Origin of the sequence: Streptomyces sp. NBC_01622 (assembly GCF_045209635.1) — a bacterium.
Classification (GTDB): Bacteria; Actinomycetota; Actinomycetes; order Streptomycetales; family Streptomycetaceae; genus Streptomyces.
This window is the reverse complement of the sequence record NZ_CP109293.1, coordinates 8,221,309-8,240,748: the sequence shown is the minus strand read 5'-3', so window position 1 is coordinate 8,240,748 and position 19,440 is coordinate 8,221,309. Positions and strand designations below refer to the sequence as shown.

Annotated in this window: 19 protein-coding genes and 1 riboswitch; of the genes, 5 read left to right on the top strand and 14 right to left on the bottom strand. The window is 69.6% G+C overall.

Annotated elements, in window-relative coordinates; genetic code table 11:
* Positions 1-85: 85 nt before the first annotated feature.
* Positions 86-1,321, top strand: a complete 1,236-nt coding sequence (locus OH768_RS38135) for a glycosyltransferase 87 family protein (RefSeq protein WP_406465611.1) — start codon at positions 86-88, stop codon at positions 1,319-1,321.
* On the opposite strand, the gene OH768_RS38130 is transcribed toward OH768_RS38135, so the two are convergent.
* Positions 1,282-2,598: an MATE family efflux transporter gene (locus tag OH768_RS38130; RefSeq protein ID WP_406460672.1), complete on the bottom strand. Its 1,317-nt coding sequence runs from the start codon at positions 2,596-2,598 to the stop codon at positions 1,282-1,284. The genes OH768_RS38135 and OH768_RS38130 overlap by 40 nt on opposite strands.
* Positions 2,599-2,687: 89 nt before the next feature.
* On the opposite strand from OH768_RS38130, the gene OH768_RS38125 reads away from it, so the two are divergent.
* The gene (locus OH768_RS38125) at positions 2,688-3,218 is read left to right on the top strand and encodes a PadR family transcriptional regulator (RefSeq protein WP_406460670.1); all 531 of its coding nucleotides are present in this window, start codon (positions 2,688-2,690) and stop codon (positions 3,216-3,218) included.
* Here the strand turns inward: OH768_RS38125 and OH768_RS38120 are convergent.
* The 5 genes from OH768_RS38120 to OH768_RS38100 form a co-directional block, all read right to left on the bottom strand.
* Complete coding sequence (locus OH768_RS38120; protein WP_406460668.1) at positions 3,206-4,396, bottom strand: hypothetical protein; 1,191 nt, start codon at positions 4,394-4,396, stop codon at positions 3,206-3,208. The two genes, OH768_RS38125 and OH768_RS38120, sit on opposite strands and share 13 nt — an antisense overlap.
* A 30-nt stretch (positions 4,397-4,426) precedes the next feature.
* Entirely contained in the window at positions 4,427-5,449 is a 1,023-nt protein-coding gene (locus OH768_RS38115; protein ID WP_406460667.1) for an NlpC/P60 family protein, read from the bottom strand.
* A 220-nt stretch (positions 5,450-5,669) separates the two neighbouring features.
* A complete protein-coding gene (locus tag OH768_RS38110; RefSeq protein WP_406460665.1) occupies positions 5,670-6,707 on the bottom strand; it encodes an NlpC/P60 family protein in 1,038 nt (345 codons plus the stop codon).
* Positions 6,708-6,917: 210 nt separating this feature from the next.
* A complete protein-coding gene (locus OH768_RS38105) occupies positions 6,918-8,261 on the bottom strand; it encodes an NYN domain-containing protein (RefSeq protein ID WP_406460664.1) in 1,344 nt (447 codons plus the stop codon).
* Positions 8,262-8,298: 37 nt separating this feature from the next.
* Complete coding sequence (locus tag OH768_RS38100; protein ID WP_406460662.1) at positions 8,299-8,538, bottom strand: hypothetical protein; 240 nt, start codon at positions 8,536-8,538, stop codon at positions 8,299-8,301.
* 161 nt (positions 8,539-8,699) lie between these two features.
* On the opposite strand from OH768_RS38100, the gene OH768_RS38095 reads away from it, so the two are divergent.
* Positions 8,700-9,434, top strand: coding sequence for a rhomboid family intramembrane serine protease (locus tag OH768_RS38095; protein ID WP_406460660.1), 735 nt, complete (start codon positions 8,700-8,702; stop codon positions 9,432-9,434).
* Positions 9,431-9,712: an Lrp/AsnC family transcriptional regulator gene (locus tag OH768_RS38090; protein ID WP_019062383.1), complete on the top strand. Its 282-nt coding sequence runs from the start codon at positions 9,431-9,433 to the stop codon at positions 9,710-9,712. The genes OH768_RS38095 and OH768_RS38090 overlap by 4 nt, the downstream gene beginning before the upstream one ends.
* Here OH768_RS38090 and OH768_RS38085 read toward each other — a convergent pair.
* From OH768_RS38085 to OH768_RS38055, 7 genes are all read right to left on the bottom strand, one after another.
* Positions 9,709-10,245, bottom strand: a complete 537-nt coding sequence (locus OH768_RS38085) for a hypothetical protein (protein WP_406460658.1) — start codon at positions 10,243-10,245, stop codon at positions 9,709-9,711. The two genes, OH768_RS38090 and OH768_RS38085, sit on opposite strands and share 4 nt — an antisense overlap.
* Positions 10,246-10,281: 36 nt before the next feature.
* Positions 10,282-11,643: an aminotransferase class V-fold PLP-dependent enzyme gene (locus OH768_RS38080; protein WP_406460657.1), complete on the bottom strand. Its 1,362-nt coding sequence runs from the start codon at positions 11,641-11,643 to the stop codon at positions 10,282-10,284.
* Positions 11,644-11,809: 166 nt separating this feature from the next.
* Positions 11,810-11,926: riboswitch (SAM riboswitch) on the bottom strand.
* A gap of 76 nt (positions 11,927-12,002) precedes the next feature.
* Positions 12,003-13,067, bottom strand: coding sequence for an anthranilate phosphoribosyltransferase (trpD, locus tag OH768_RS38075; RefSeq protein ID WP_406460655.1), 1,065 nt, complete (start codon positions 13,065-13,067; stop codon positions 12,003-12,005).
* 134 nt (positions 13,068-13,201) lie between these two features.
* Positions 13,202-14,851 (bottom strand): cytochrome bc complex cytochrome b subunit, encoded by a 1,650-nt coding sequence (locus OH768_RS38070; RefSeq protein WP_406460653.1) that lies wholly within the window; start codon positions 14,849-14,851, stop codon positions 13,202-13,204.
* The gene (locus OH768_RS38065) at positions 14,848-15,903 is read right to left on the bottom strand and encodes a Rieske 2Fe-2S domain-containing protein (RefSeq protein WP_406460651.1); all 1,056 of its coding nucleotides are present in this window, start codon (positions 15,901-15,903) and stop codon (positions 14,848-14,850) included. The genes OH768_RS38070 and OH768_RS38065 overlap by 4 nt, the downstream gene beginning before the upstream one ends.
* A complete protein-coding gene (locus OH768_RS38060) occupies positions 15,900-16,709 on the bottom strand; it encodes a c-type cytochrome (RefSeq protein ID WP_406460649.1) in 810 nt (269 codons plus the stop codon). The genes OH768_RS38065 and OH768_RS38060 overlap by 4 nt, the downstream gene beginning before the upstream one ends.
* Positions 16,710-16,789: 80 nt before the next feature.
* A complete protein-coding gene (locus OH768_RS38055) occupies positions 16,790-17,410 on the bottom strand; it encodes a heme-copper oxidase subunit III (RefSeq protein ID WP_019062389.1) in 621 nt (206 codons plus the stop codon).
* 169 nt (positions 17,411-17,579) lie between these two features.
* Here OH768_RS38055 and OH768_RS38050 point away from each other — a divergent pair, with 169 nt between their 5' ends.
* Entirely contained in the window at positions 17,580-17,981 is a 402-nt protein-coding gene (locus OH768_RS38050) for a hypothetical protein (RefSeq protein ID WP_406460647.1), read from the top strand.
* 92 nt (positions 17,982-18,073) lie between these two features.
* Here OH768_RS38050 and OH768_RS38045 read toward each other — a convergent pair whose 3' ends face one another.
* On the bottom strand, positions 18,074-19,339 hold the full coding sequence (locus OH768_RS38045; RefSeq protein WP_406460645.1) for an Ig-like domain-containing protein: 1,266 nt from the start codon (positions 19,337-19,339) through the stop codon (positions 18,074-18,076).
* Positions 19,340-19,440: the final 101 nt, after the last annotated feature.

The following is a 19,440-nucleotide window of genomic DNA, read 5'->3' as shown; positions in this document are numbered from 1 at the left end:
CGGCCGCGCTTCATGGCCATCGCACAGCAGGTCGGGAGAACATGTGGCCCTCACCCGGCAGGCACGGCACGGAACAGGGGCTCAGGTGGAGATCGCGGGCGCGAGACGGCGGCTGGCAGTGCTGCTGGGGACCTGGGGCCTGACCCGGATCGTTCTGCTGCTGTTCGTCTTCAAGGTGTTCGTGTTCCCCGGCCCGGACGTCACCAGCGATGTGTCGGTGATCTACCAGGGCTGGTACGAGACCCTGCGGCACGGCAGCTTCCCGCTGGACGACGTCACCTGGCAGTACCCGCCCGCCGCCGCCCTCCCGATCCTCTCCCCCGCCCTGCTGGGCTTCCTCGACTACGCGTCCGCGTTCTTCGTCCTCGCCTTCCTCGCCGACCTGGCCGTCCTGGCCCTGCTCCTGTACACCGGCCTGCGCCCCGGCCGGACACTGCGCGGCGCCTGGGTGTGGGTGGCGGGCATCCCGCTCCTCGGGCCGACCGTGTACGCGCGCTACGACGTGATGGTGACCGCGGTCGCCGTGGCCGCGCTGCTCGCCGGCGCCCGGCACCCGCGCGTGATGGGCGCGCTGGTGGGCTTCGGCGCCCTGCTGAAGGTGTGGCCGGCGCTGCTCCTGCTGGGTGCGGTCAGGCGCCGGGCGTGGGGCGCGGCGGCGGTGACGGTCGGAGTGGTCACCGCCGTCTTCGCGGTGTCGATGCCGGGCGCGTTCGCCTTCCTGACCTTCCAGCGCGAGCGGGGCACGGAGGTGGAGTCGCTGGGCTCCCTGGTCTTCCATGTGGCCCGGCACTTCGGCTGGCAGGGCCAGGTGCTCCTCAACTACGGCTCGGTCGAGTTCGTCGGCCCCTACGTCAACTGGGTCAGCACGGCCGCCCTGGGCCTCACGGCGATCGCCTTCGGCTGGCTCATGCTCTGGCGTCTGACGGCGGCCCGATTCCTCCCGCACACCCTCGCGGACGCGGCCTTCGTGGCGGTGCTGATGTTCACGGTCACCAGCCGGGTGATCAGCCCGCAGTACGTCGTCTGGCTGATCGGTCTCGCGGCCGTCTGCTCCTGTTTCCGGGCCAGCCGGATGAAACTGCCGGTCGGTCTGGTGCTGGCGGCGGCCTTCGTGACGGTCCTGGAGTTCCCGGTCTGGTTCGCCGACGTGGTCGCCGGCGACAGACTCGGTATCGCCCTCCTGCTCCTCCGCAACGGCCTGCTGATCGCGGCGGCGCTCACCGCCGCCCGGGAACTGTGGCGGGCCTCGGTCACCTGGGCGGACGTACCCCCGCTCCCGAGTCAGGCCACCCGCTCGAAGGCGACCTCGGCCTCCTCCTGACGCCGGGCCGCCCGCCGGAACAGCACCGCCACCACCGCGCACTGCACGCCCATCGAGAGCGCCATCGCCAGACACACACCGGGCAGCCCGAGCCCCGACAGCCCGTACGCCAGCGGGAGTTGGACCGCCGTGCCGAGCACGGTGACCCGGAGCAGCGCCGGTGCTCCCCCGCTCCCCTCGAAGACCCCGCCGAGCGCGATGAAGCAGGCCATCAGCAGCAGATAGGGGCCGACGCAGCGCAGGAACAGGGCGCCCTCGTGGGCGACTTGGGGCCCGGTGCCGAAGGCGGCCATGATCCAGGGGGCGGTGACGCAGAGCAGGACGGCCGCCGCCACGCCGACCGTGCCGGACACGAGCATCGCCTGCCGTCCGACCTCCCGCCTCGCGTCCTTCCCCGTCCCCCGCAGGTGCGCGGTGTGGATGGAGGCGGCCTGCCGCACGGAGTAGAAGGCCATGGTCGCGACGTACAGGACCTTGTAGCCGATGGCGTACGCGGCCACCGCCGACACCCCGAGCCGCGCCACGATCGCGACCAGCACCAGCGCGCCGCCCTGCCGCACGGTGAAGTCGGCGGACATGGGCAAACCGGTGGTGAACGTCCGGCGCAGGGCGGCGGGGACGGGCTCGGCGGGCACGGCCACCGTCCGCAGCAGGGCGTTGCGGCGCAGGGCGCGCAGCCCCACCCCCAGCGCGAGCACCCGGCACAGCACGGTCGAGGCGGCGGCGCCCCGGACGCCGTAGAGGTGGATGAGGAACGGGTCGCAGACCAGGATCAGGCCGTTGGCCAGGAGGGCCAGGCGCATCGGGGTCCTCGTGTCGCCGGTGCCCTTGAGGATGCCGTCGACGAGTTGCTGGGCGTAGAAGACGGCGATGCCCGGCAGGGAGATCGTGAAGTAGGCGACCGCGAGCGGGAGTTCGGGCCCTGTGCCGCCGAGAAGCAGGCGGGACAGGGGGGCGCGGAGCAGGAAGCCGGCCGTGACGACCACCGGGGTGACCAGCGCGCACAGGGCCCAGCCACCCCTTACCGCCGAGCGCAGCGCCGCCGGGTCGCGGGCTCCCCTCGCGTGGGCGACCAGCACGGTCGTACCGGAGGCGAAGACCAGGGCGATGCCCAGCAGCACGTTCTCGGTGCTGGTCGCGACGGCCACCGCGGCGACGGCCGGGCCGCCGAGCCGGGCGACCCAGACGGTGTTGATGATCCCGGCGGCGACGGAGGCGAGGAGCGAGAGGTAGACGGGGTGGGCGAGCGATATGAGCTGCTTGCGGTGACTGTTCACGGCGACTGGACCCCCTCGATACGAGCTACCTCTATTCGAGGTAGCTCGATAAGAGGTACCATGGCCTCACCGCGTCCGCAAGGAGAAACATGCTGGAGCTGTCGATCCTCGGCTTCCTGGCCGAACAGCCGCTGCACGGCTACGAGTTGAAGGAGCGGATCAAGGCACTCAGCGGCCATGTCCGCCCGGTCAGCGACGGCGCGCTCTACCCGGCGATCACCCGCCTGGTCACCGCCGGCAAGCTCGACCAGCACACGGAGGACGGCACGAGCGCGGCCCCGCGCCGGGTCCTGTCCCTCACCGAGACGGGCCGCGCGGACCTCCTGGAACGCCTCCGCCACCCCAAGCAGACCGAGATCACCGACCACGTCCGCTTCAACACGGTCCTGGCCTTCCTACGGCATCTGCCGGACCGGCGGGAGCAGGCGGACGTGCTGCGCCGGCGGCTGGAGTTCCTGGAGACCCCGGCGAGTTTCTTCTACCGGGACGGCGATCCGGTGCGGGCCGAGGAGGCCCAAGACCTGTTCCGGCAGGGCATGTTGCGGGTCGCGCGGGCGACGGGCGCGGCGGAGCGGGAGTGGCTCACCGAGGCCATCGACCGGCTGGATCAGCCGAGTTGAGTCTTGAGATAGTCCCGCCACTGCGCGGTGAAGTCGTCCAGGCTCACCCCGAGAACCTTCTTCATCGCGTCCTCCACCGCCCCTCCCCGCTTCTTGTGCGCGCCAACGGCCCGGTAGAACTTGCCCAGTTGACGCACCCCCCACCGGTCCTCGATCATCCGGCAGGCCAGCCAGCCGCCCTCGTAGGCCTGCGCCAGTTCGCCGGCCTCGCTGCTGAAACCGAAGTCCTTGTCGGTGGGGAGTGCCGACGGGACGTGGCCGTCCTCGACCGCGCGGTAGAGCTCGGGGGCGGCCTGGGTGGGGGTGCGGCCGGTGCCCCGGTAGCCGATCCAGTCGGCGTAGCCCTCCGAGAGCCAGAGGGGGGTCGCGGGGGTGGTGTCGGCGCGGGTGGCCACATGGGTCGTCTCGTGGGTCAGCACGACCTGCTTGCCGACCGAGCCCAGCATGGCGTACGCGTCCGGGTTGACGATGATCCGGTCCGCCGGGGCGTCGCCCGAACCGCCCGCCTCCCCCGTCGTCACCGCGGCGATGCCCCGGTAGGACGCGGCCGGTGCGCCCAGGAGCCCCGCCATGCCGTCCAGGGAGCCGGGAACGAGCACGACGACGTGCCGGGTCCAGTCGGTGCCCCAGGCGCCCGACACGGCCGGTACGGCGTGGTCCGCGAGCGAGCGGTACTCGCGCAGGCCGGCGGTGGACTGCCCGACCCCCATGACGAGGCTGTCCGCGCCCTTGACGACGCTCACCTTCCCCTGGTCCCACAGCTGCTGGCCCGACTTCTTCGCGGGCTTGTCGGAGTCGACGTACCACTTCCCGTCGGCGGTGAGGCGGAGCGTGAGCGTGCGGCCGACGGTGACGGGTGAGGTGTCGTAGCCCCGGACGCGGTAGCTGAGGTCGGCGTCGGCGGTCGCGGTGGCACCGGTGCGGTGCAGCGCGGTCAGCCGGTAGGACCAGGACGCCAGCGGTACGGCGCTCAGGTTCTCGTACGCGGTGCGCGCGCCGGTGCGGGTGTACGCCGTCCCGTCGTGGTGCAGGACGGCCGCCGCCTGTCCGTCCAGCAGGCGCTGCACCGCCGCCTTCGCGCTGTCCGGCGCCGGCTGCCCGCCGCACGCCACCAGCGAGCCGAACAGCAGACACAGCGCGAGCACTCCGGAGCGCGACGCCCGCCTACGACCAGTCACTTCCCGATCGTACGACCCTTTCGCGCCGGTTCAGACCCTCGTGACCGACGAGACCGGCATCATGCCGACCGGGTCGTAGCGCACCGGCGCGCCGGGGTAGGGGGCGTGGATGACCTGGCCGTTGCCCACGTACATCGCGACATGGCTGGCGTCGGAGCGGTAGACGACCAGATCGCCGGGCTGGGCCTGGGAGAGCGGGATCTGGTGGCCGGCGTAGCGCTGCTCCTGCGAGGTGCGCGGGAGGTGGACGCCCGCCCGGGCGTACGACCACTGCATCAGGCCGGAGCAGTCGAAGCCGCCGGGGCCGGTGGCGCCCCAGACGTAGGGCTTGCCGAGTGCGGACTGGGCGGCGGCCACGGCCTCTGCGGCGCGGCCCGAGGACGGGACGCCGGCGCCGGGGTCGGGGATGTCCTGGCGGGAGGAGCGGGAGGCCCGGTCGAAGGCGGCGCGGTCGGCGAGCGGCATCCCGTTGAGGATCTGCCGGGCCTTGGCGAGCTTGCTCTCGACGGTCTTCTTGTGACTGGCCACGGCCTTGCGGCTGCGCTCCAGTTCGGCGAGGTGCCCGGTGGCCTCGCTGCGCTCCTGCGCGAGTTCGCGCATGGCGTCCTGGAGGTCCTTGAGCTCGCCCGCCTGTTCGGTGGTGATGCGGTCGAGGACGGAGGCCTTGTCGAGGTAGTCGGCCGGGTCGTCGGAGAACAGCAGCGCGACGGTGGGGTCGATGCCGCCGGAGCGGTACTGGGCGCCGGCGAGTGAACCCAGCGCGTCCCGCATGGTGTTGATGCGCTGCTGCTGCCGGGCGATCCGGTCCTGGGCGTCGCTCACCTGCCGGTGCAGCTGCCCGGCGCGCTCGTCGGCCTTGTCGTAGGCCTGGGTCGCCTTCTCGGCCTCCTGGTAGAGCCGGTCCACCTCGGCCCGGGCGTCGTCGTGCGGCGCGGCCACGGCGGACGTGGCCGGAAGGGCGCCGAGTGCCGCGGCAGCAGCGGACATCACACAGACCGCGGCACTGGCGCCTCGGTCGAACCCGGACGGTGCATGGCGACGACGGGATCCCACGGGAAGCCGCACTCCTTCCGCTGGCGGACACGGACCGCTCCCCCGATGCGGGGAAACGCGCCAGACAGTAGCTCTGTGAAGGGGTGCGGGCCAAAGACCTCCACGGCCACATAACGTGACGCCCCGCCTATGACGCAGGTCATGGGCGGGGCGCGGGGTCAGCCTGGAGTGTCGTAATTCGCCCGTTCGGGCGGTCCGGAACGACCGGATACGGACGAGATCAGATCCGGACGCCGAACTCGAACGTCATGTTGCCGATCGCCTCGTAGCGCACCACGGCGCCGGTGTGCGGGGCGTGCAGCACCTGGCCGTTGCCGGCGTAGAGGCCGACGTGGTGGTAGTCGCCGTAGAAAATGACCAGGTCGCCGACCTTGAGGTCGCTCTCGCTGTAGATCCGGGTACCGGCGTTCGCCTGCGCCTCCGACGTGCGGGGTATGGAGACACCCGCCTGCGCGTAGGCCCAGGAGGTGAGGCCGGAGCAGTCGAAGGAGGACGGGCCGGAGGCGCCGTAGACGTACGGCGAGCCGATCACGGACTGGGCGGCCGCGAAGGCCGAGGCGGCGCGGCTGGAGGCGGAACCGGTGTTGCCGAGGTTCACCCGCGAGCTGGAGCGGTTGGCGGCCTGCGCCTGCTGCGCGTCGAGGGCCGCCTTCTCCTTGGCGGTCAGGGTGTTGAGCAGCTTCTGGGCCGCGGCCAGCTTGCTCTTGACCTCGTCCTTCTTCTTCTTGAGCTCGGTGCGGGTGGCGGAGAGGTCCTTGAGCTTGGTGCTCGCCTCCGCGCGCTCCTGGGCGAGTTCGCGCTGCTTGCCCTGGATCTTCGTCAGCGCCTCGACCTGCTGAGCGCTCAACTGGTCCATGGTGGACGCCTTGTCGAGGTAGTCGCTCGGGTCGGAGGACAGGAACAGCTGGATCGACGGGTCGATGCCGCCGGTGCGGTACTGGGCGCTGGCCATCGTGCCGAGGCCGTCCCGGAGCTTGTTGAGCTCCTCCTGACCGCGGGCCACGTTGTCCTGGATGGTGGAGATCTCCTTCTGGAGCTTCTTCTGCTTCTCCTGGGCGCCGTCGAGCTTCTCGGTGGCCTGCTCGGCCTGCTCGTAGAGGGTGTCGACCTTCGCCTTGACCTCGTCCACCTTGCTGGGCTTCTCGCTCGGCGCGGCATTGGCGGCCTGAGCACTGAAGGCAACGGCGGCTGCGGCTGCGGTGGTCAGCACAGTGACGCGCGTGCGGCTCGGCTGCTTCGGTCGACGATGGGACGCCACGGAGTCGAGCTCCTTCTATTGAGTGATCACCCGTTCGGAGGTTCGAGGCATGACCCTAGTGACGTTCCTGTGATCAGTTCAAATCCTCACACGAAAAAATGCCGTCACTCAAAGCATTCTTTGCACATAACCAACATGCAGTGATGGTCGATTGACGCTACGTTGCGTGACGGTTCGGTCAATTCCGGCATTAAACCTGTACGTTGACCTTCACGACAGTCGCTTGAGGAGTACCGCAGAAGCGACGGGCCGCGCGCCCGCCTTCGCGATCCCGTCGGCCACCTCGCGGTCGGTCGAGGCGACGATGACCGGCCGGCCCGGCGGCTCCGCGCGCACCAGCTGGCGGATCAACTCGTCGGCGGTGACGCCCGGTTTGGAGAACAGCACCCGCACTCCGCGCGGTGGCGCGAGCAGTACCGGCGCGGCCAGCTCGGCCCCGTCGAAGACACAGGTGACCTCGGCGCCGGTCTGCGCGGCCAGCTGCGAGAGCTGCCCCAGCAGCCTCAACCGCTGCTTCTCCAGGGGCATTTGGGGATAGCCGGTCTTGGTGACGTTGTAGCCGTCGACCACCAGATGGGCCTGCGGCAGCGCCAGCAACTGGTCCAGGATCGCGGGGTCGTTCTCGGACAGCGCCCGCGCCGCGATGTCTTTCGGGGTCATTCGTCCCGGTTCGACCGCGTCGACGGTCTCGGCGGGCCGTACGGAGACGGGCGGCAGCGCCAGCTCACGGCGCAGCCCCTGGGTCGCCTCCAGCACGGTGTCGAGCAGCAGCCGTACCCGCATGTCCTCGACGCTGCGCCCCTCCCGGGCCGCCTTGCGGGTGGCCTCCAGGGCCGCCTCCGCCTCGGCGAGCCGGGCCTTGAGCCGCCGGGTCTCGACCTCGCCCGCGGACACCTGGGCCTGGCCCTCGGCGCGCGCGGCGTCCGTCTCGGCCCGCAGCTTGCGCAGAGCGGCCTCACCGCGCTTGATGTCGCTGTGCGCGGAACGCAGCTTGCGGTGCAGCGATTCCGCTTCCTTCTTCGCCGCGTCCAGCTCGGTGCGCAGCCGCTCGGTCTCGGTCCGGGTGGCGTCCCGCGCCTGCGCCAACTCCTCGCGCAGGCGCTCCAGTTCGGCCCGGCTCTCCTCGTCCGCGCGCTCGGCGTCGGCGCGCAGCGCCTCCTCGCCGGCGGCGGTCACCAGCTTCACCCAGCCGGTGGGGCGCAGAACATAGGCCGCGGCCGCCACGTCGAGCGGATCCGCGGCCGGGGGCGGCGAGCCGGAGTCGAGCGCGCCGGCGAGTTCCGACTGGGCCTCTCTCAGCTTCTCCCCGATCCGCTGCCGGAACAGCGGATCGGTCTCCAGCGCGGCGGCCATGGCATTGCCGGCGAACTTGGCGCGCCGGTTGGGGGCGAAGCGGGCGTACTGTCGTAGCTGCGCGGGCAGTTCGGCGACCGTGAGTCCGCCGAAACCGTCCGAAACGATCTGTACGACCCTTCTCCGCACGCCGTCGGGCAGCGGGCGGTCGAGCACCTCGGCGGCGCCGTCGCCCGGCCCCCCGCCTGAGTTCTCCACCATCCCTCACACCCCAATACCTGTGCGGGGCCACTCCCTCTCAGGAGCCGGCGCCCGGCCTGTCCACGAGTTCCACCTGATCCACGGCGTTGCACCAGCGGCAGCGCACCGACTCGATGGTCTCACTGACCACCTCGCGCTCCTCCACCTTCGGCTCACCCGCCAGGTCCAGGTGGAGGTACTCCACGACCTTCGACGAACGCGTCACGTTGAAGCGCGTGAGGTTGCCGCAGAGGGTGCAGCGCCACCGCGTCGAGGCGGTCGGCAGGGGTACCGTCATCGTGGCTGTCCGCTTCCTTCTTGTTCCAGTTTCCGTGATCGCCGGTTTCCCCGGCGAGTGTGGCTCGTAACCCTACGGCCTGGCGGGTACTCGCCGCTCGGCCGTCCGCAGCGGCGAGGCACCCTGCTCTGATACGTCCCGTTACGCCATGCTCTGTGTCCATGATCAGCAATTGGGGAACAGCGGCCGTCAGAGCCCTCCGGAACACCTCGGCACCGATGACATACGCCCTGATCGCCCTGTGCTGCCTGATCTTCGTCCTCGGCCCGGCCTCGGGCTTCGTCCCGTCCTACGGCACCGGGGACGCGCTGCTCGCCGTCCAGCGCGAGTACTTCCACCGCTGGGGAGTGGTACCGGCCGACCTGTTCGCGCACCCCGCCCGAGAGGCCCTCACCCCCGTCACGGCCCTCTTCGTCCACGGCAGCTGGATCCATCTCCTCGGCAACATGCTCTTCCTCTACGTCTTCGGAGCGATGACCGAGGAACGGCTGGGCCGGGTCGAGTTCACCCTGTTCTACGTGGTCTGCGGCTATCTGGCGCTGCTGGGCTACGCGCTGGCCAACGCCGGCTCCGCGCAGTCCCTCGTCGGCGCGTCCGGGGCGATCTCGGCGGTCCTAGGGGCGTTCCTGTACCTCTTCCCCCGGGCCCGCGTGACGAGCCTCCTCCCCTTCCTCTTCTTTCTGCCCCTGCGCTTCCCCGCCTGGGTCGTGCTGCCGTTCTGGGCGGCCCTCCAGTGGCTGGCGGCGGGCCGGGCCGCGCAGGGACCGGGGGTGGCGTACCTCGCCCACCTGGTCGGCTTCACGCTGGGCTTCGGTTACGCGTGGGTGCGGTTCGGCCGTACGACTAGAGTGAAACCCGCCCCAGCAACGGTCCCCGAGGGAGAGAACCAGCCGTGATCACCGCGATCGTCCTCATCAAGACCAGCGTGGACCGGATTCCGGAGATCGCCGAGTCGATCGCCGCGCTCGAATCCGTGAGCGAGGTCTTCTCCGTCACCGGTACGTACGACTTGATCGCGATGGTGCGGGTCCGGCAGCACGAGGACCTGGCGGAGGTCATCCCCGGGCGGATCAGCAAGATCCCCGGAGTGGAGGGGACGGACACGCACGTGGCGTTCCGGACGTACTCCCAGCACGACCTGGAGGCGGCGTTCGCGATCGGGCTGGACTCCTAGCGGGCGTTGAGCCGCTTCCACAGGGTGACCAACGCGCCCCAGTTCACGACCTCCCAGGCCGGTAGGTCGGTGCGGCGACCATGACCGCCTCGCAGGGAGAGCCGGGCGTCCCGCCGCTTCGGCCACCACGACGACGGCACGGACCAGTCGGGCAGATCGGCATCGAGCCGCGGCTCCCGCAGGTCGGCCCACCGGTAGGCCGACAGCCCGCCCGGGACGAACAAGCCGTCCGCGTCGGCGGTGAGGGGGCCGAAGGTGACCTGCCTCCCCGCTTCGAGACGGTCCAGCAGGGCGGGCACCTGCGCGTCCGCCATCCGCTGCCGGAGGTGCTCGACGACTGACCGTATCCGCTGGTTCTCGGGGCGGTCCTGGTCCGCCGAGCCGACCTGGATCTGCCACTCGTCGACAATGAAGGCCTGTTCCACCCCGTCGGCGAAGCGCAGCCGGTGCCGGTGGCCGCAGCCGTACCAGCCGACGCCGTGTCGCTCGTCCTGTCCGACGGTCACGTCCATGGTGGAGCGCCAGTGCGTCACGTCCGCCCAGCGGCGGGGCCGCCCGTCCCTGGATCGTCACACGGCCGGCACGCAACGGCCGTCCTGCGTACGGTAGTTCCACTTCGCGCCGTCGGTCACGAGCTCCCGTACGGCCGACACGAAGCGCTCGACGTGCTCGTCCGGGGTGCCCGCGCCGAAGCTCACGCGGATCGCGTTGAGGGACTTCTCGCCCGGGGCGGCCTCGGGGGCACCGCACTCGCCCTGGGTCTGCGGGTCGCTGCCGAGCAGGGTGCGTACCAGCGGGTGGGCGCAGAAGAGGCCGTCGCGGACGCCGATGCCGTACTCGGCGGAGAGGGCGGCGGCGAAGTGCGAGCTGTTCCAGCCGTCGACGACGAAGGAGAGGACACCGACGCGCGGGGCGTCGTCGCCGAACAGCGACAGGACGCGGACTGCCGGGACCTCGGCCAGGCCCGCCCGCACCTTCTCGATCAGGTACTGCTCGCGCGCGACCAGCGTGTCGAAGCCGGCCTCGGTGAGCGCCTTGCAGGCCGACGCGATGGAGTAGGCGCCGATGACGTTCGGGGAGCCGGCCTCGTGCCGGGCGGCGCTGTCGTGCCACTCGACGTCCACTCCCCCGTCCTCGCGCCGGGTGACCTTGCGGCTGGCGCCGCCGCCCGCGAGGTAGGGGTCGGCGGCCTGGAGCCAGTCGGCGCGGCCGGCGAGGACTCCGGAGCCGAAGGGGGCGTAGAGCTTGTGGCCGGAGAAGGCGATCCAGTCGACGTCGAGGTCCTGGACGGACACCGGGTGGTGCGGGGCGAGTTGGGCGGCGTCCAGGACGGTCCGGGCGCCGTGGGCGTGCGCGGCGGCGGCCAGTTCGCGGACCGGCCACAGCTCGCCGGTGACGTTCGAGGCGCCGGTGACACAGACCAGGGCCGGGCCGTACGGGTCTCGGGCGGCGAGCGCCTGCTCCAGGGTCTCCACGGCCTGGCGCGGGGTGCGCGGGGCGTTGAGGTAGGTGACCCGGGCGTCCTTCCAGGGCAGCAGCGACGCGTGGTGCTCGGTCTCGAAGACGAAGACCTGGCAGTCGGCGGGGAGGGCGGCGGCGAGGAGGTTGAGGGAGTCCGTGGTCGAGCGGGTGAAGATCAGCTGGTCGTCGGCGCGGCAGTCGAGGAACTCGGAGACGGTCTTCCGCGCGTTCTCGAAGAGGTCCGTCGACAGCTGGGAGAGGTAGCCGGCGCCGCGGTGGACGCTGCCGTAGTACGGGGCGTAGGCCGCCACGTCGTCCCAGACGCGCTGCAGGGCGGGGGCGCTGGCCGCGTAGTCGAGCGCCGCGTAGGTGACTTCGCCACCCGTGACGAGCGGGACGGTGACATCCCGGCCGAGAACGGGCAGCTGGGCACAAATGGTCTGAGCGGCGGCAGCGGTGGAGACAGACATGGCGAACTCCTGTGAGAGGCAAGACGGAACCACCGTGCGAACGCGCAGGGCTCAAACACGGAGGAGGGTGAAAGGGGGTATGCGGAGGCGGGGCTCGACGCCCTATCGCATTCGCTTGCTCACAGAGGGCTCCCTCGATGACCAGGACCCCTGGTGTCTTTCGAGGGGCCCGCGCTTGCCGCAGACCTCGCTGCCTACGGCCTGGTCTTCACCCGGGGCACCCCGCCACGGACGGAGGGTTGCCGGACAGTCGGCCGGGGCCTCATGACTGTCACTCATGACCTGGTCAGAAAACCTACGTGAGGTGATCGTCGTCCCGCAACCCGTGTCCGGATCGCGGGACGACGACCGCTATACCGCTACGCGTTGGTGGCAGCCGCCCAGCGCTCCAGCGTCCGCTTGGCGGCGCCCGAGTCGATCGACTCCGCGGCCTTCTCCATCCCGCCCCGGATCCGGTCCGCCAGCGGCCCGTCCCCGCGCTCCAGCGCCACCAGGGCAGCCGCCGAGTTCAGGAGTACGGCGTCCCGCACCGGGCCCGTCTCGCCGTCCAGGAGACGGCGGGCGACACCCGCGTTGTAGTCGGGGTCGGCGCCGCGCAGGGCCTCCACCGGGACGAGTTCGAGGCCGACGTCCCGGGGGTCGAAGGACTCCTCGGTGACCTTGCCGTCGCGGACGATCCACACCCGGGAGGTCGCGGTGGTGGTCAGCTCGTCGAGGCCGTCGTCACCGCGGAACACCAGCGCCGAGGAGCCGCGTTCGGCGAGCACGCCCGCGATGAGCCCGGCCATGCGGGTGTCGAAGCAGCCGACCGCCGACGAGGTGACCTTCGCCGGGTTGGTGAGCGGGCCGAGCAGGTTGAACGCGGTCGGAATCCCCAGCGCCCCCCGGACCGCGCCGACGAACCGCATCGAGGGGTGGAACTTGGCCGCGAAACAGAAGGTGATCCCGGCCTCCGCCGCCACCCGCGCCACCTGCTCGGTCGGCAGGTCCAGATTGATGCCGAGCTTCTCCAGCACGTCGGAGGAGCCGCTCGCCGAGGACGCGGCCCGGTTGCCGTGCTTGACGACCTTCGCGCCGGTACCGGCGATCACGATCGCGGACATCGTCGAGATGTTGACCGTCCTGGCCCGGTCGCCGCCCGTACCGACGATGTCGACGGCCGGCCCCGGGATGTCCAGCGGCTTCGCGTGGGCGTACATCGTCTCGACGAGACCGGTGATCTCCTCGACCGTCTCGCCCTTGGCCCGCAGCGCCACCAGGAAACCGGCGACCTGCGCGTCCGCCGCCTCACCGCTCATCATCCGGTCCATCGCCCACGCCGTGTCGGCGGTGCTCAGGTCCTGTCCGGCCAGCAGCGCACTCAGTACGTCGGGCCAGGAACGGGCCGCCGCGGTGTCGCCTCCAGCGGGGGTCACAGCGCTCATACGGCCGCTCCTGGGTGTCGTAGAAAAATGGTTCAACGATGTGCCCCCACCCTATCCAGCGCGGGACATGGCGAAGGGCCCCGTCCGGTGTTCGGACGGGGCCCTTCGACTGTGGCGTGGCGACGCCTCAGCGATCAGTGGTGGCCGTGGCCGCTCGTGATCTCCTTGTACTCCTCGACGGTGGGCTTGGGGATCTGGGACTCCTCGCCGTAGTACGCCTCGCTCAGCTTGGCGCGCAGCTTCTCGGAGCCCTTCACCTTGCGCTCGACACCGTTCTCGTCGACCGTCGCGCCGATCGCGGCCGGCACGTACTGCTCGTGCGCGGTGAGCGTGTGCAGCGCGTCCTGGCTGAGCGGCTCGTGCACCTCGATGAACTCACCGTGCGGCAGGCGCTTGATGATGCCCGACTCGCGGCCGTGCAGCACCTTGTCCCTGTCCCGGCGCTGGAGACCGAGGCAGACCCGCTTGGTGGCGATGAACACGAGCACCGGCACCACGAAGAAGCCGACACGCACGAACCAGGTGATCGAGTTGATCGACAGGTGGAAGTGCGTGGCCCAGATGTCGTTGCCGCCGCCGACGAGCAGGACGAAGTACCACGAGATCCACGCGACACCGAAGGCCGTACGGGTCGGGACGTTGCGCGGGCGGTCCAGGATGTGGTGCTCGCTCTTGTCGCCGGTGACCCAGGACTCGATGAACGGGTAGACCGCGATCGCGACCAGGACCAGCGGGAAGATGACCAGCGGGATGAACACGCCCAGGACGAGCGTGTGGCCCCAGAGGTTGATCTCCCAGCCCGGCATCGTACGGATCAGGCCCTCGGAGAAGCCCATGTACCAGTCGGGCTGGGCACCCGTGGACACCATGTCCGGACGGTAAGGACCCATGGCCCAGATCGGGTTGATCGAGGCGATCGCCGCGACGGCCGCGATGACGCCGAAGACCAGGAAGAAGAAGCCTCCGGCCTTGGCCATGTAGACCGGCAGCAGCGGCATGCCGACGACGTTGTTGTTCGTCTTTCCGGGGCCCGCGAACTGCGTGTGCTTGTGGTAGAAGACCAGGATCAGGTGGCCGACCACCAGCCCGAGCATGATGCCCGGCAGCAGCAGGATGTGGATCGAGTAGAACCGCGCGACGAAGTCGCCGCCCGGGAACTCGCCGCCGAAGAGGAAGAACGACAGGTACGTGCCGACGATCGGCACGGACAGGACCGCGCCCTCCATGAAGCGGACACCGGTGCCGGAGAGCAGGTCGTCCGGGAGCGAGTAACCGGTGAAGCCGGTGAACATGCCCAGGACGAACAGCAGGAAGCCGAACAGCCAGTTGACCTCACGCGGCTTGCGGAACGCGCCCGTGAAGAACACGCGCATCATGTGCACGAACATGGCGGCGAGGAAGATCAGCGCCGCCCAGTGGTGGATCTGACGGATCAGCAGACCGCCGCGCACATCGAAGGAGATGTGCATCGTCGAATTGAACGCCTCCGACATCAGCTGCCCCTGGAGCGGGACATAGCTGCCGTGGTACGTCACCTCGTTCATCGACGGGTGGAAGAACAGCGTCAGATACACACCCGTGAGGATGATGATGATGAAGCTGTAGAGGCAGACCTCGCCCAGCATGAACGACCAGTGGTCGGGGAAGATCTTGCGCATGTTGGACTTGGCCAGGGAGTAGATCCCGAGGCGTCCGTCCGCCCAGTCGGCGACACGCTCGCCGGCCGGTGCTTTGTCGCGCCGCTCGCCCGCCGCGGCTGATGTGTGCGTCTCGTTGGTGCTCATCCGCGCTCCCAGAATGCAGGACCGACGGGCTCCTCGAAGTCGCCGAGCGCCTGGAGGTAGCCCTCGTCGCTCACGCCGATGCGCAGCTGCGGCAGGGCGTGACCGGCCGGGCCGAAGATCACTCGGGCACCGTCGGAGAGGTCGAAGGTGGACTGGTGGCACGGGCACAGCACGTGGTGCGTCTGCTGCTCGTACAGGGAGATCGGGCAACCCACGTGGGTGCAGATCTTCGAGTAGGCCACGATGCCCTCGTGCCCCCACTCCAGCTCGCGCTTGTCCTTGATGTTCTCCGGCTGGAGCCGGACGATCAACAGCGCCGCCTTGGCGATCTGGGTCTGGAAGTCCTCGTCGGTCTCCTCCAGGCCCTCGGGCTTGGCGAAGGTGAGCGAGCCGACGGCCACGTCCGAGGGACGCAGCGGCAGGTTCGTGTTCATGTTGACGAGCAGCTTGCCCTTGGACCAGATGGTGTGGCGGAGCTTGGTCCCGGGCAACGGGCCCAGGTCGCGCAGCAGCATCACGCCGGAGAGCGGGAACAGGGCCAGCGCGCCGAACATCGTGTTGCGGATCAGCTTGCGACGGCCGAGCGCCGACTCCTTGGCACCGTCCTTGAAGTCGGCCATGACCTTGGCCTTGACCTCGGGGGGCGCCTCGATCGCGTGCCGCTCGTCGGCGATCTCCACGTCGGACATCAGGGTACGGGCCCAGTGGACCGCGCCCGCGCCGATGGTGAAGAGCGCTCCGCCGAGGGTCAGGCCCAGCGCGAAGTTGAGCGCGCTGATGTGACCGATCGGGAAGACGAAGATCGACTTGTCGGCCGGGATCGCCACGTACGAGGCGATGAAGCCGACCGTGAGGAGCATCGACAGCGTGAACAGGAAGGCGACGACGCGCTCGGACCGCTTGGCGGCCCGCTCGTCGATGTCCTGGACACGGTGCTCGTGCGGCGGCAGTCCCGGGTCGGCGAACGGGTTCTGCTCGTCCGCTACCGACACCGCGCCGTGCGCGTCCTGCTCAGCGGGCAGGTTCTCTTCTGGAATGTCTTGGCTACTCATGACTTCTTGGCCTTTGCGGTCCGAGCGGCGACCCAGACGGCTACCGCGATCAGCGCGCCCAGACCGAAGATCCAGGCGAAGAGACCCTCACTGACCGGACCGAGACCGCCCAGCTCAAGACCGCCGGGGCTCTCGGTGTTGTCGCCGTTGACCGCGTTGAGGTACGCGATGATGTCCCTCTTGTTCTTCGACGACAGCGTGGTGTCGGGGAAGGAAGGCATGTTCTGCGGGCCGGTCTGCATGGCCTCGTAGATGTGCTTCGGGGCAACGCCTTCGAGGCTCGGCGCGAACTTGCCGTGCGTCAGCGCGCCGCCCTTGCCGGTGAAGTTGTGGCACTGGGCGCAGTTGGTGCGGAACAGCTCGCCGCCCTTGGCGATGTCCGACCCCTCCGGCCCGTACTCGTTCTTCGTCGGGATGACCGGACCGGCGCCCAGCGAGGCGATGTACGCCGCGAGCTGGTCGATCTCGGCCTGGGAGTAGATGACCTTCTTGGCCGGGATCTGGGCGCCCGGCTGCTGGGCCGGCATACGGCCGGTGCCCACCTGGAAGTCGACCGCCGCGGCGCCGACGCCCACGAGGCTCGGTCCGTCGGAGGAGCCCTGACCGCCGGTGCCGTGGCAGCTGGCGCAACCGACGGCGAAGAGCTTCTTGCCCTCGTCGATGGAGAGGGACTGAGCGGACTCGTCGGCCTGCGCCTTGCTCGCGGGCGCGAGCAGGCTGTACACCCCCCCGGATACCGCCAGCGCGAGGAGTAGTACGACGACAGCCGCCAGCGGATGGCGTCGTCGTGTGGAGAGCTTTTTCACGGATTACCCCGGTGTCAGGATCTTCTGCGTCGATGCTTCTGGAATGTGCGCTTCTTGGCTGCGCGCGGGATCGGGCCCGACTACTTGATCAAGTAGATCGTGGCGAAGAGGCCGATCCAGACGACATCGACGAAGTGCCAGTAGTAGGACACGACGATGGCCGCGGTCGCCTGTTCGTGGGTGAACCTCTTCGCCGCGTAGGTGCGGCCGAGGACGAACAGGAAGGCGATGAGGCCGCCCGTCACGTGCATGCCGTGGAAACCGGTGGTCAGGTAGAACACCGAGCCGTACGGGTCGGAGGACAGCGAGATGCCGTCCTTCTTCACCAGCTCCGTGTACTCGAAGATCTGACCGCCGATGAAGATCGCACCCATCACGAACGTGATGATGAACCAGCCCCGGAGCTTCTTCACATCCCCGCGCTCGGCGGCGAACACACCGAGCTGGCAGGTGAGGGAGGAGAGCACCAGGATCGTGGTGTTCGTCGCGGAGAACGGAATGTTGAGATGACTCGCCATCTCCTTCCAGTGATCCGGACCGGTCACCGATCGCAGGGTGAAGTACATCGCGAAGAGGGCCGCGAAGAACATCAGCTCGGAACTCAGCCAGATGATGGTTCCGACGCTGGTGAGGTTCGGCCGGTTGACCGACGGGTGCGCGTGCCCGGTTTCTACTGTCGTTGCTGTCGCCACGACCGACATTATGTCGGTCGCTTATCCCGCCCTCACTCCGGGGGGTGCCGTTCGGAGTGTTCGCAGCGTGTGTACTGCCCGTATGGCCGATCGCAGGGGTGTTCCAACAGGTGTTGACGGGGTGTTCAAGGGAGTAGCATCCGCGCAACGGACCTTGGAACGGACCTTCGGAGGAAGCATGCAGCCGACCGCCACGGTGCTGGTCTACAGCGATGACTCCAACACCCGCGAGCAGGTCCGGCTGGCCGCCGGGCGCCGGCCGGCTCCGGACGCGCCGCTGGTGGAGTTCCTGGAGTGCGCGACGCCTGCGGCGGCTTTGAAGGAGCTGGACCGGGGTGGGATCGATGTCTGTGTGTTCGACGGGGAGTCCTCGCCGATGGGGGGCATGGGGTTGTGCCGGCAGGTGAAGGACGAGGTCTTCAACTGCCCGCCGGTGCTGGTGCTCATCGGGCGGCCTCAGGATGCGTGGCTTGCCACGTGGAGCCGGGCGGACGCCGCGGTGACGTTGCCGGTGGATCCCGTTGAGTTCGCGGCCTCTCTTGCCTCTCTGTTGCATCAGAAGCCGGCCTTGAACGCCTAGTGGGGTGGGGCGCGAGATGTGTGGCGACCGCGGGCCAGTTGTGGCTGGTCACGCAGTTCCCCGCGCCCCTGGGTACGTCACTCCTGGGTGGGTCACACTGACTCGGGACGAAGTCTCGCCGCGTCTTCCGGTCGGGGACCATCCGGTGTTCCGCCCACCAGCGCGCTGCCGCCCCGCCACTTCTTCCAGCCCAGGTTCCAGTCGCCGAAGCCGTTGCCGAAGGGTTCCATGTCGTCGCCGTTGGAGTTGACGACCTTGACCACGTCGCCCTCGTGGACGGTGTCGAAGAACCACTCGGCGTTGCTGGTGCTCATGCCGGTGCAGCCGTGACTGACGTTCGCGGAGCCCTGGGAGCCGACGGACCAGGGGGCGGCGTGGACGTACTCGCCGCTCCAGGTGACGCGGGTGGCGTAGTACACGGGGAGGTCGTACGAGTCCGAGGAGCCCTGGGAGATGCCGACGGTGGTACCGCGCATCCGTACGAAGTACTCCTTGCTCAGTACGACCTTGACGCCGTTTCGGGTCTCGAAGCCGGGCTTGCCGGTGGTGACGGGGATCTCGTTGATCTCCTCGCCGTTCTTGTAGACCGTCATCTCGTGGGACGCGGCGTCCGTCACGGCGATGATCTTGTCGCCGGTGGTGAGTTTCAGCCCCTTTGACCTGCCGCCCCGCAGGCGGTCGCTGATCTTCACGCCGTCGAGGTCGCTGTGGACCTGGATGGTGGCGTGGGCGGGCCAGTACTCCTTGGGGCGGTAGTGGAGCTCCGTGTCGTCCACCCAGTGCCAGGCGCCCTCCACGGCGGGCGTGGAGTCCACCCTGAGGGCGCGTTCCACGACGGCCCGCTGTGCCTTGTCCTTGACGGGCTTGTTCAGCTGGGCGGTGACCGGCTGGCCGACGCCGTAGGTGCCCGCGTCGGGACCGAACTGCACGGTCAGGCTCTTCTTGGCGGTCGGCTTGGTGGTGTCGAAGGTGAGGACCTTGCGGCCGGGGGCGCCGTCCTCGTCCTCCGTGCTCACCCGCACCGTGTAGTGGGCGTTGGCGGCCAGCGGGGAGGTGCTGCGCCAGCGGGTGCCGTCGGCGTTGAGTTCGCCCGTGACATAGCGCCCCGCGGCGTCCGTGGCCGTGACGTCCGTGATCCGCCCGTCGTCACCGGAAGCGGTGACCTCCAGGGGCTTGTCGGGGTCGGCCTTCTTGCCCTTGCCGGACAGGCCGTTGAAGGAGATCTGCCCCGCCGCGTCGTACGGCTTGTCCGACAGCGGGTTGCCGCCGCCGGACCCGCAGGCGGTGACGCCCGCGCCGAGGGAGATCACCAGCAGGGTGCAGCTGACGACGGTGCGGATGCGAGGAGAGTGGTTCATGAGCCGAGGCTATGAAGGTTCGTCAGCCCCGGCGCGGTGGGTCACTCGGACGAGTGACCGACAATGCGGCAAAAGCACGAACCCGGACCCTCCTGACGGAG